Source organism: Robinsoniella sp. KNHs210, from assembly GCF_000686105.1.
GTDB lineage: Bacteria > Bacillota > Clostridia > Lachnospirales > Lachnospiraceae > Robinsoniella > Robinsoniella peoriensis.
This window is the reverse complement of record NZ_JMLZ01000002.1, coordinates 1,187,683-1,200,355: the sequence shown is the minus strand read 5'-3', so window position 1 is coordinate 1,200,355 and position 12,673 is coordinate 1,187,683. Positions and strand designations below refer to the sequence as shown.

The following is a 12,673-nucleotide window of genomic DNA, read 5'->3' as shown; positions in this document are numbered from 1 at the left end:
TCTAAATGTATTTATTTTGTAAAATGCATTCTGGATTGTCTACTAACATTTTTTTAATCTGCGCAGAATCGCAGATGGTTCCCAGATGCTGCAATGACTCTTTGATTTCCGGAGTGCGGTGACCTGCATCATGGCAATCTGTTGCCAGGAAATCAATATCGCCATTTTTTATCAATTTCAAGTGCCTTTTCACACTTGCATGATTCATTTGAAGTAATGCCCCTGCGTTTTTCAGTTCTTTTAAATTCTGGGGATTATCCATTACATTTTTATAACGCTCTACGTGGGCAATGATTGGAATATATCTTGCACGTAAAAATCCTGCTGCCGCTTCATAAATCTTACGATAGGATTCATCTGTCCTGAATTCTACCAGTACATAGCGGCTGCCCGCCAGGGTTAATGCCTTCCCCTCTTCTACTCTTCTGATGATTCCATCTGAACAGAATAACTCGTTTCCTAAGTATAGATCAAAATCAGGGTATTTTTCATGGATCCTATTTTGAGTATTTTGTAAAATTTCTTCTAACTCTACTTTACTTTTTTTATGATGTCCGATATGGTAATGCGGGGTTGCAATCATTTTACGTGTTCCCTGTTGGTACGCAATGTCTACCATTTTCATTGTCGTTTCCATATCTTTCGAACCATCATCTACACCTGGTAAAATGTGGCTATGCATGTCTATGTAATTTGTTACGTCTATTTTAGATCCTTTTACGCTTCTGCGAATCTTGCGTATTGCCAGTATTACAACAATGATACCCAAGACTATCAATACACCAATCGCTGCTACAGGACCTTTATTTGCAAGGATGCTGGTTAAGCTGTTTCCTTTATTTTCTTTGTTAATTGCAGATGGATCATTTTCTTCGGTAAGACCTTTTGTCCCTTCTGCATTCTTAATTAATGAATCTATGTAATCCTGCTCTTCTTTAGATGTATCTGTGTATACATTATCATCCAAGAGTTCAGGTTTTTTCTTTTTCTCTGCTATATCTGTTTCTTTTTGACTTTTATTCGATGCATCTTTGGAATCTTTGCTATCTCTATCGCCTTTACTATCATCTGAATTTATAGATGCAGATGCATTTTTATCTGATGTATCTGAATTTGAATTGTCTTTTCCATCGCCCGCTGTATTTGCTCCGCCTTCATTTGTATCACTTCCCGGTTTGTCTGTATCCGTCTTATCTTTATCATTCTTATTATTCGGTTTTTTCTTATCGCCTGTTCCCGAACCGTTTCCATTGCCGTTATCGCTTCCTGATGTATCAGGTTCTGTTGAAGGCTGTCCCGTTCCCGAATCTCCTCCATCCGTTGGAACCAGATATCCCTGATTCACGCCGCTGCCCACAGAAGCATACATCTGCCCTATTAATTCGTCAGCCTGCGCCTGTGTCAAGTCTACCCCATCTTCAGCCAGCTTCGCCTGCAGCATTCCAAGATATTCGCTTCCTGCCACATATGTTCTTCCATTATAGGTAAATGTCCCGCTTGCCGCTCCTATGATACTCGATTCCGGTCCATTTATGTCACCAGCGTATACTGTCATCGTCATTGCTGCCGATAGTAGTATGGGTGCAAATATAATGGGGGTTTTCCACTTTTTCATTTAAGGTTCCTCCGTCTGTCCTGGATAACTTTTCCTGCCAATCCTATTTCAGGTAAAAAGCAGAGGCACCATTTTCAGGCACCTCTGCCTTCTAACTTTGGTTTAAAATATCAACTGATATTTGTTATTGTACTACTACAAGGTAATTTCTGAATACTTCATAAATTGTATTAGCAACTTCAGGTGAATTTTTAATTACTAATTCTCCTGCGTTATTTGTACCAACTGCAGCTTTAGTTCCATTGATATTAAATACGATCTGACTATCTTTTAAGGAAATATTCGTTATATTAGATTTTGAAACACCTCTTTCAACAAATAGTCCGCCATCAAATTTATATTCTTTGTCACCTAAAGCTATTAATCCTGTACTAATGCCATCAATAAGTTTCTGGATCTGATCTGAATTCACACCACGAGCAAAGGTGAGTTTCACTACATCAAATGACTTACCGTTTAACATTGGGAACATATCTTTTCCATCTTTTGTAAATGTAAATCCATCTTTTCCTAATGTAACATTATAAGTCTGTCCATTCATAACAACATTGAAAGCTTTTGCAAACTCTGGGAAGTTACTCTTTGCAGCCGTAACTAAATCCCCAACAAAACGATTCAATGTTTCTCTGATTTCCGAAGTCTTATTTTCATCCCAGGACATTTTTCCATTCACATACAATTCAATTGTGTTACCTGTACTAACATTTTTCTTAACCGCTAATTTGTTAATAGTAACACCATTTACTTTTACATCTGCAGAAGCTGTCTTTTTACCATCTGCTGTCGTAACCGTAATTTTTGCAGTACCGGCTGCTTTAGCACTTACAAGACCGGTAGAAGAATTAACAGCTGCAACATTTGGGTTGCTGGATACAAATGTAACATTTTTGTTACTAGCATTTTGTGGAAGGACATTTGCCGTTAACTGAGCTGTTACATCTCCAAATGTACTGTCAGTAGAAAGTACTAAATTTGAAGTATTAAGCGTAACACCTGTTACAGGCTGAACAACCTTAACCGTAACCTTGCCATAAACTTTGTTCAAATTACCATCTGTAATCTTAACTGTAATTGTAGCTGTACCAGGTCCAACAGGTTTTACCATTGCAACACCTTTGCTGGTTTTTTCTACAATCGCAACTGCCTTATTACTGGTAGAATAAGATGTCGTTCTAACAGTTGCATCAGAAGGATTAGTTACAGCAGTCAGTTTTGTTCTTGCTCCACCAACTGTTAAAGTACTTCTTGTAGCTTTTAAATCAACACTCTTAACGTTAACGGTATCATGTACTTTTACTCTGATTGTAGTACTCTTCTTACTTCCGTCTTTTGCTGTAATGGTAATCGTAGCAGTTCCTATGCTTCTTGCAGTTACAATATCATTACTGCTTACTGTTGCTACTTTCGAATCACTGGTCTTAAAAGAAAGATCTTTGTTCGTAGCACTGGAAGGAGATACTTTTGGGCTTAACAAAAGTTTTCCTCCAACACCCAATTCAACCGTTTTTCTTTCTGGTACAATAGAAGAAACATAGCGAGGTCTAACCTCTACTGAGATTTTCGTCCATGCATCTGAACCATTTTTGAATCCATCATAAGCTTTAACTGTAATAGTTGTTTTACCAATTTTCTTTGCTGTGATAACACCATCTTTGCTAACGCTTATAATCTTGCTATTGTAGTTTTTGTAACCCCAACGATCAAATACTGCTGTATCCGGAGAATATGTAGGATTGATTGATGCTTTTTTCCCAACATATAATTTAAAACTCTTTTTACTAGCAGACACTGTTTTAACTTTTTGTCTCACATTCAGCGTAATCGTATCTGTTTTTGTTTTATCAGATTTGGAAGTTACCGTGATTGTAGCTTGACCCGGATTTTTACAGGTAACGCGACCCTTTTCATCAACGGAAGCTACAGACTTTTTACTGGACTTATAAGTCACAGCCTTGCTGCTATTATCCGTTACAGAAACTTTGGCTTTCAGATCTACTATCGTATAACCTTTCTTTAACCAAACAACTGCGCTTGACTCTTTGGTCGGTTCAGTAATTGTTACTCTCTTAACAGCAGCATTCGCAGTTAATCCGAAGAACAACGACATAACCATAATCACCATGATGCTTTTCGTGATTCGTTTCATAACACTACCTCCTTATAATTTTTTGCCTTGGCATATTTTGTCGGATGCTCGTTCTCCAACTACAGAGTTATTATCCTACTTTTTGGTGAATATGTCAATCCCCGCCAATTGTCATTTATGTCATAAACGTGGTTGTTTGTTACATTTCCCTTATTTGCAATTGTATAAATTTTTATACAATTATGTGCAACCGGAATTATGAGAAACATATGTAATTCATACCAGAATAGTGGGTTTTTACACAAAAAAAAGCTATAGCCTCTGTTATCGTTCAGAACCTATAGCATTTTATAGATGGAGCTGAGGGGAATCGAACCCCTGTCCGAAAGCCTATTCATTGAAGCATCTCCCATCACAGTCATTAATTTAACATTCCCTCTATCTGCCGCTTAATGACAAGCTGCAGACTTTAGTAGCTTCATAAGTTCTTTTATTCCCTCAAAGCTTTGGAAACAAAGTGCCTCACATTATTTGATGCCGGTGACTTAAGCTGTGAGTGACCCAAGGCCGACAAGCAGCATTAGGCTGCTGCTAACGAATAATTATCGTCTGCGTTTATATTTTTTGTCCGGTTTGCTGCGTGGTCCCGGCCCACGGATGGCTTCTCCAATTGCAAAACCCCCGTCGAAACCAGTACAACCCCTGATCAGGTGTATTTGGTTTTGCAGACGTTTGCATTTTAGAAATATAAATTAAAATTTATGTTTCTCAGTTGTTCCATTATAGTTGATATTGTTAGGAATGTCAAGGTTATTCAGATATTTTGTATTAACATATTATGTAAACCTTTATCTATATGCGAAATGCTGCGCTTAAATATTTACCACGCAGCATTTTCAACATTATTTCGATATCTATTCCATATCTTTAATTACTATATATCTCACGTTACAATATGTTATATCACGTTTCGTTCATTTATTTCGTTTCGCTATTTTACTGTGTTTCATTATATTTAAATATATTCCAACTCATATCCGCTGCACACTAATTATCATTCCGATAACTTATTTCTTCCTATTATATATGCACACAGATTTACCCGTTTTTTCTTAATAAAATTTATGTAATGATTTTTAGAAGTTTTTAGCCTGGATCTGGAAATAAGCTTGTGGATGAGAACATACCGGACATACTTCCGGAGCATCTGTACCATAGTGGATATGTCCACAGTTGGAACACTGCCAAGCTACTTCTTCACCTTTAATGAATACTTTGCCTTCTTCGATATTTGCTAACAATTTACGATATCTTTCTTCATGTTCTTTTTCGATTTTTGCAACTTCTTCAAACCAGTATGCAATCTGATCAAAGCCTTCTTCTTTTGCTTCTTTTGCAAAGGTTGCGTACATGTCAGTCCATTCGTAGTTTTCGCCTTCTGCAGCATCTTTTAAATTTGTAAGGGTATCCGGCATACCGTCATGTAATAATTTAAACCACATTTTTGCATGTTCTTTTTCGTTATCTGCTGTCTCTAAGAAGAGATTTGAGATCTGAACATATCCTTCTTTTTTTGCCTTGCTTGCATAATATGTATATTTGTTCCTTGCCTGGCTTTCACCTGCAAATGCTGCCTGTAAGTTCGCTTCTGTTCTTGATCCTTTTAATTCCATGTGTAAAATCCTCCTTTGTATTTTTTAATATCAGTAACTATTACTAATTTAATATAGCACTATTTCTATATTTTGTCAATTAAATTAGAAAATATATTTCCAATATATTTCATTACATTTCAAAACCATTAATCGAAAAATATATTTTCATTAATCCAGTCCGAGAATTTCTGATAATACTTCAATGATGATTTCATTGGTACAGGATTTAACATAACCCATCATGTTCAGCATGATCTCGTCATTTTTCTGGGATTCTGTTAACTGATCATTGTGTTTCACCTGATCCAGCAGTACGATCAGCTGAGGTGATAATTCTTCATAAGTTTCTAAAGTAGCCTGGGTTACCAGTTTTGTCAAGTCTTCTTTTGATGTGGGTACCATACCGATTTCCTCCTGCATACGCTCTTATTTGGCTCTTATTTGGCTCTTTCTTGGCTCTTGTTGGGTTTTTTTCTGGCTCTTTTCTGGTACTAAACAAATTTTATGTGATCGCTTCTACAGGTTCCGGATCTTAAATTCCTTCTCTGCTTCTCTTCTCTGATCTTTTTTTGCTATGTCCTGTCGTTTATCATAGAGTTTTTTACCTCGGGCAAGTCCGATTTCCACCTTTACCAGACTTCCTTTAAAATAAACCTTAAGCGGAACCAGTGTAAATCCCTTTTCTTTCATTTTACCGGTCAGCTTGTTGATTTCAAAGCGGTGTAATAAAAGCTTTTTCACCCGCAGCGGATCTTTATTAAAAATGTTTCCTTTCTCATAAGGACTGATATGCATTCCATATATGAATACTTCGCCGCGATCAACGCGGACGAAGGATTCTTTGATACTGCATTTCCCCATGCGAAGGGATTTTACTTCTGTTCCATGCAGAGATATGCCTGCTTCATAGGTATCTTCTATAAAATAATCATGAAACGCTTTTTTATTATTTGCTATCAGTTTAATGGATTGTGCTCCCACTTAGCTTTCTCCCCCTTCTTCTGCGATCTCAAAATCGATGGTGCGGCTCTGTCGGTCGCAGTCTATTACCTTAACGGTTAATTTCTGTCCAAGTTTATATATTTTACCGGTGTCTACACCGAACATTTCATAAGTTTCTTCCTTATAATAATAGCGGTCGTCGTACATATGAGTAACATGAACCATACCCTCTATGGTATTTGGCAGCTCTACATACAGACCCCAGCTTGTGATTCCGGAAATAACACCTTGGAAACACTGACCTATACGGGCTTCCATATATTCCACTTTTTTCAGCTTATCTGTCTCCCGCTCTGCCTCATCCGCACGGCGTTCCATTTTACTGGACTGATCGGCAACCTGGGTCAGAATTCCATCGTAATGTTTGATCCTGCCGTTATTCATTCTGCCACGAAGATTGTCTTTGATGATACGGTGGATCTGAAGATCGGGATAGCGGCGTATCGGTGACGTGAAATGACAGTAGTACTGCGCTGCCAAACCAAAATGTCCGGTACATTCCGGTGTATATTTCGCCTGTTTCATAGAACGCAGAGTTAATCTGCTGATCATGGCTTCTTCCGGCGAATCTTCGATTCTTGCCAGCAGTTTTTGCAGTTCTTTGGGATGGATATCATTTTTGCTGTTTTTAATTCCATATCCGAAGTTGTTGATAAACAATGCCAGCTTTTCTATTTTTTCCGGATCCGGTGTGTCATGGGTACGGTATACAAAGGGAAGTTCCTGCCAGTAATAGTCTTCTGCTACGGTTTCATTTGCCAGCAGCATGAAATCTTCTATAATTTTAGTCGCTATATTGCGGTCGTATGGTTTGATTTCCTGGGGCTTTCCTTTTTCATCCAGAATAATCTTAGTCTCCGGGAAATCAAAATCGATGGAACCTCTCTGCTTTCTCTTCTCCCGCAATAGACCTGCCAGTTCCTGCATGAGTTCAAACATTGGTACCAGTGATTCATATTCTAAGCGTTCTTCTTCATCCTGCTCTGTCAGGATTTTCTTTACGCTGGTATAAGTCATTCTTCGGTCTACGTTAATCACAGTTTCTGCTATTTCATGACTGATGACGTTTCCTTTTTCATCCACATCCATGATACAGCTCAGTGCCAGTCTGTCTACACCCTGATTCAGGGAGCAGATTCCGTTGGACAATTTGTGAGGAAGCATAGGTATTACCCGGTCTACCAGATAAACGCTGGTACCTCTTTTTAAGGCTTCCCGGTCTAATGCACTGTTCTCTTGTACATAATTGGTTACATCCGCTATATGAACTCCCAGATGATAAATATTTCCTTCTTTTGTAAGGGAAATGGCATCATCCAAATCTTTTGCATCTTCACCGTCAATGGTTACTGTCTGCAAATCACGCATATCTTTTCTGCCATCCATATCACCATCTATGATTTCATCGGGCATGCGCTGTGCCTGATTCATCACTTTTTCCGGAAAATCAAGGGGCAGCTCGTAGGCATAAACGATGGAGAGGATATCCGTTCCCGGATCATTGATATGCCCGATAATTTCTTTGACTTTTCCTTCCGGATTTTTCGTTTTTGTGCCGTAATCTGTGATTTCCGCAACTACCTTATGCCCGTTCACAGCCCCTTTTGAGCGCTCAATAGGGATAAAGATATCTTTGGTCAGCTTTAAATTATCAGGTACGACAAAGCCAAAATTTTTACTCTGCTGATAGGTTCCGACTACTTCCTTCATGCCATGTTCCAGGATATTAATAATGGCACCCTCCTGTCGTTTCCCGTTCTTTCCCGGAACCAGCGCTACCTGCACTGTATCCTGATGTACTGCTCCTTCGGTTGCAGTTTCCGGGATAAAAATATCTTCTTCCCTGCCTTCGATCTCTACAAATCCAAATCCTTTTGGATGTCCGATAAATTTCCCTACAAGGGATGTATCCTCTGCTTTTTTATATTTTCCCCTTTTGGATATTTCAATTTTTCCTTCCCGGATTAACTCTTCCAGTACCAGTTCCAGCGCCGGGCGGTCTTCTTTTGTAACCTGAAGTAAGATCGCGATTTCTTTAATCTTCATCGGAATGTATTGTTTATCACAAATCATATCGTATATGACTTTCTTTCTCTTATCTAATAATTCTTGATTCATTCATTTTCTCTCTTTCTTAGTTGGCAGCATCTGCTTGTTTATTTTTACGGTGCCCGGTAAATCTGTCTGCCTGAAACCTACCCGCCGGCACAACCTTAGATACACTGACTATATTCCATGTTTTTCGACATGGTTTAAAAAAACACCCTTGCAGTAACTACAAGAGTGTCTTCTAACTTTAAAACTTAAGATTCAATACTACTGACAGCACGATAAATCCAATTGCCAAGAACTTGGTGGATTTAACAAGCGCACCTTCTACGGAGCGTCCTTTGTTCTTGCCCCAGTAAGTATCTGCCATTCCACCAATTGTACCAAGTCCTGCTGACTTGCCTTCCTGCATCAATACAATTACTGTCAACGCAATACATACTAAGATATAAATTATAGTAAGGATCATTTTTAAAACTTCCACGCTCTGCACCTCCTATGTTAAACGACAATATTGAGTTTACCACAGGCTGGAAAAAAAGTCAATAATTTAAAAATTTTCCTCGATACGAAGGAGCTGATTATACTTGGCTACCCGCTCACTCCTGCACGGTGCTCCTGTTTTGATCTGCCCCGCTCCCGTTGCAACTGCTATATCCGCGATGATGGTATCTTCTGTCTCTCCGGAACGATGGGAAATAATCGTACGGTATCCTGCCCGCTGCGCCATGTAAATGGCCTCAAATGCTTCTGTCAGCGTACCAATCTGATTGACCTTGACTAAGATTGCATTTGCCGCTCCCAGCTCAATTCCTTTTTTCAAACGTTCCGGATTGGTAACAAATAAATCATCCCCAACCAGCTGAATCCGGTCACCCAATTCCTGCGTCAGCTTCTGCCAGCCTTCCCAGTCATCCTCAAACAAACCGTCTTCAATGGATACAACCGGATATTTATCCGTCATCTCCTTGTAGTACTCTATCATCTCATCCGCCGTACGTTCTACCCGGTGCCCCTTCATCTGGCTTTCACCCGGAAAATAATAAACTCTCTTCTTTTCATCGTATAGTTCAGATGCTGCTGCATCAATGGCTATAACAATGTCCTTTTTCATCTGGTAGCCGCTTTTTTCCACTGCCTCTATCAGCAATTCTATCACTGCTGATGCATCCGGCAGATCCGGTGCGAATCCGCCCTCGTCTCCGACTCCGGTAGACAGTCCTTTGGCTTTAATAATTTTCTTCAGATTGTGATAAATTTCCGAGCACATCTGCAATCCGTCATGAAAGCTTTTCGCTCCTTTGGGCATAATCATAAATTCCTGAAGATCTACGGTGTTATCTGCGTGACATCCGCCATTTAACACATTCATCATCGGAACCGGAAGTTCTCCCGCCTGCATTCCGCCCATATAACGAAACAAAGGCAGTTTCAGTGACTGGGCAGCTGCTTTGGCAACTGCCATGGAAACTCCCAATATGGCATTTGCTCCAATTCTCGATTTATTCCTGGTTCCATCTTCTCTTAAAAGTATTTTATCAACCGTAGTCTGCTGCAGCACGTTTTCACCGATAACTGCATCAGCCAGGATTGTATTCACATGATGTACTGCCTGGGAAACACCCTGTCCCAGATAACGTTCTTCCCCATCCCTAAGTTCCATCGCTTCGAACTGTCCGGTAGATGCTCCAGAAGGAACCGCTGCCCTTCCAATCGCACCGCCTTCCGCCAGTACTTCCACTTCCACTGTAGGATTTCCCCTGGAATCCAGGATCTCTCTTCCGTAAACATCGACAATTGGTATATATTCAAACATAGAACATTGCCCTCCTTTAGAGAGTAGTGTGCCCATTTATTTCATAAAATAATCAAAAAAATCAGTGCATGCACATATCAAATATCTCACGGAGCTCATCCGTCACTTCCCCTTCCACCTTACAGGAAAGGAGCAAATGTATAAGCCTCTTATTTACGGCATCCTCCTGATACTCCTCCTTCACCGCTTCCAGTTCCGGAAACAAAACCTCCTTCATCTCCGCCACAGAGTCCAAAGACCGAAACTTCTCCACAAATCTTTCATCCAGCCCAATTACCTTCACTGCCACACCCGCCGCACAGCAAAACTCCGCCGGCGAAATCAAAGGACTCTCCGATTTACACTTCAGCTTAATCATAATAGCCGATTTCACAATATCCTTTACCATATCCAAAACCTCCGTCAAATATTCAAATAAATCTGCACTTTTAAATATATAAACAGGAGCGCCCGCACCTTTCGGTGCATCACGCCCCCTTGCATAAGAATCCCTTATTTTTTGATCAGCAACGATTTCCCTGTCATCTCCGCCGGCTTCTTCATCCCCATCATTTCAATTAATGTAGGTGCAATATCAGCCAGGCATCCGCCTTCTTTCAATGTATAGTCCTTATCATAATTTACCAGAATGAACGGAACCGGATTTGTTGTATGTGCAGTAAACGGAACTCCTGTTACATAATCAACTAACTGCTCTGCATTTCCATGGTCTGCGCAGATGAACATCTGTCCATTTACTTCTTCAAGAGCTGCCACGGTTCTTCCAACACATGCATCAACTGCCTCAATTGCTTTGATAGCTGCATTCTCTACACCAGTATGTCCAACCATATCCGGATTTGCAAAGTTAATGATGATCACATCGTATTTATCCGATTTGATTGCTTCAACTAACTTATCACAAACTTCATAAGCACTCATCTCCGGTTTTAAATCATAGGTAGCAACCTTTGGAGATTTTACAAGAATTCTGTCTTCACCTGCATTTGGCTCTTCTTTTCCTCCGTTAAAGAAGAAAGTAACATGTGCATATTTTTCTGTTTCTGCGATTCTGGCCTGTGTCAGATGATTTTCAGCCAGGAATTCGCCAAATGTATTGGTTATTGCCACTTTATGGAAAGCTACTTCTTTATGAGGAATTGTTTCATCATAATCCGTAAAGCAAACATAAGTCAGATCTAATCTTTTTTCACGTGGAAAGCCATCGAAATCATCACAGCAGAAAGCACGGGTAATTTCTCTTGCACGGTCCGGTCTGAAGTTAAAGAAGATTACGGAATCTTTATCTTGGATGGTTGCAACCGGTGCTCCGTCTTTTACCATTACGGTAGGAAGTACGAATTCATCTGTTTTGTCTGCGTCATAGGATTTCTGAACGCCACAGGGTCCGCACTCAGCGGTCTCGCCTTTGCCATTTACCATAGCATTATAAGCCAGTTCCACTCTGTCCCATCTGTTATCTCTGTCCATTGCATAATAACGTCCCATTACAGATGCGATCTCGCCAACGCCGATCTCTTTCATTTTGTCAGCTAACTGTTCCACATATCCTTTACCGGAAGAAGGAGGTGTATCACGTCCGTCCAGGAAGCAGTGTACATATACTTTCTCAAGGCCTTCTTTCTTAGCCAGCTCTAACAGACCATATACATGTGTATTGTGGCTGTGAACTCCGCCATCGGATAATAAACCAAACATATGGAGTGCCGTATTATTTTCCTTTGCATTTCTTACTGCATCTAATAATGCTTCATTTTTGAAGAAATCACCATCCTGAATCTCTTTGGTGATTCTGGTAAGCTCCTGATATACAATACGTCCGGCGCCCATGTTCAGATGTCCTACTTCTGAATTACCCATCTGGCCTTCCGGAAGTCCAACTGCCATTCCGCTTGCCTGACCTTCTACAAACGGGCATTCAGCCATTAACTTGTCCATTACCGGAGTGTTAGCTTCTGCTACTGCATTTGCCTGCTCCTTCTTATTCAATCCATATCCATCAAGTATCATCAAAACGGTTGGTTTCTTACTCATGATATTTTCTCCTTTATTTAAATAAATTATTAACGTTCTCAAAAGCTTATTTTACATGATGGTTGGGCTTCTTGTCAACAATACCCCCGATTAATTTTTGCAAAGTGAAATATTTCATCAACTACACCAATTTATTGACCGACTTACCTTATGTGTACGCAAAATTGCCTTCCTCACAAATCATCTGCATAAACTAAAACAGGTATTGTAATTCTCCTGCCGGATCATACAATACCTGTTTTACAGCTGTAAATTTGTATTGGTAACGCTTTACCCCCTCGAGCGAACAATTTCATCGTCCAGCATGTTATACCCCCAGGATCCCACCATGCTGAAAAAACCAGCTTTCTATCAATAAACTGCATCCCGGAAAGAGAATGGGCCGCCCCCTTCTCTTTCGGGGCACTACATCTGTC

Annotated in this window: 10 protein-coding genes and 1 other RNA gene; all 11 read right to left on the bottom strand. The window is 40.0% G+C overall.

Annotation, left to right across the window (positions count from 1 at the left end; genetic code table 11):
• Position 1 precedes the first annotated feature (1 nt).
• The 11 genes from CD03_RS37200 to gpmI all read right to left on the bottom strand — a co-directional run bounded on the left by CD03_RS37200 (position 2) and on the right by gpmI (position 12,257).
• Positions 2-1,615 (bottom strand): CpsB/CapC family capsule biosynthesis tyrosine phosphatase, encoded by a 1,614-nt coding sequence (locus CD03_RS37200; RefSeq protein ID WP_081820232.1) that lies wholly within the window; start codon positions 1,613-1,615, stop codon positions 2-4.
• A 124-nt stretch (positions 1,616-1,739) separates the two neighbouring features.
• Positions 1,740-3,761, bottom strand: a complete 2,022-nt coding sequence (locus CD03_RS36005; RefSeq protein WP_027293864.1) for an Ig-like domain-containing protein — start codon at positions 3,759-3,761, stop codon at positions 1,740-1,742.
• A 292-nt stretch (positions 3,762-4,053) separates the two neighbouring features.
• Positions 4,054-4,404, bottom strand: a transfer-messenger RNA (tmRNA) gene (gene ssrA, locus CD03_RS36745).
• 433 nt (positions 4,405-4,837) lie between these two features.
• A complete protein-coding gene (gene rbr, locus CD03_RS0112080; protein ID WP_027293863.1) occupies positions 4,838-5,374 on the bottom strand; it encodes a rubrerythrin in 537 nt (178 codons plus the stop codon).
• A gap of 150 nt (positions 5,375-5,524) precedes the next feature.
• The gene (locus tag CD03_RS0112075; protein WP_027293862.1) at positions 5,525-5,758 is read right to left on the bottom strand and encodes a hypothetical protein; all 234 of its coding nucleotides are present in this window, start codon (positions 5,756-5,758) and stop codon (positions 5,525-5,527) included.
• Positions 5,759-5,872: 114 nt separating this feature from the next.
• Positions 5,873-6,337 carry an SsrA-binding protein SmpB gene (gene smpB, locus CD03_RS0112070; protein WP_027293861.1) on the bottom strand — a complete coding sequence of 155 codons (465 nt, stop codon included), beginning with the start codon at positions 6,335-6,337 and terminating at the stop codon, positions 5,873-5,875.
• Complete coding sequence (rnr, locus tag CD03_RS0112065) at positions 6,338-8,476, bottom strand: ribonuclease R (protein WP_027293860.1); 2,139 nt, start codon at positions 8,474-8,476, stop codon at positions 6,338-6,340.
• A gap of 178 nt (positions 8,477-8,654) precedes the next feature.
• Entirely contained in the window at positions 8,655-8,876 is a 222-nt protein-coding gene (gene secG, locus CD03_RS0112060) for a preprotein translocase subunit SecG (protein ID WP_377140450.1), read from the bottom strand.
• Positions 8,877-8,957: 81 nt separating this feature from the next.
• Positions 8,958-10,223 carry a phosphopyruvate hydratase gene (eno, locus tag CD03_RS0112055; RefSeq protein ID WP_027293858.1) on the bottom strand — a complete coding sequence of 422 codons (1,266 nt, stop codon included), beginning with the start codon at positions 10,221-10,223 and terminating at the stop codon, positions 8,958-8,960.
• Positions 10,224-10,284: 61 nt separating this feature from the next.
• Positions 10,285-10,611, bottom strand: a complete 327-nt coding sequence (locus CD03_RS0112050) for a DUF3837 family protein (RefSeq protein WP_027293857.1) — start codon at positions 10,609-10,611, stop codon at positions 10,285-10,287.
• A gap of 104 nt (positions 10,612-10,715) precedes the next feature.
• Complete coding sequence (gene gpmI, locus CD03_RS0112045) at positions 10,716-12,257, bottom strand: 2,3-bisphosphoglycerate-independent phosphoglycerate mutase (protein ID WP_027293856.1); 1,542 nt, start codon at positions 12,255-12,257, stop codon at positions 10,716-10,718.
• Between the last annotated feature and the right edge of the window lie 416 nt (positions 12,258-12,673).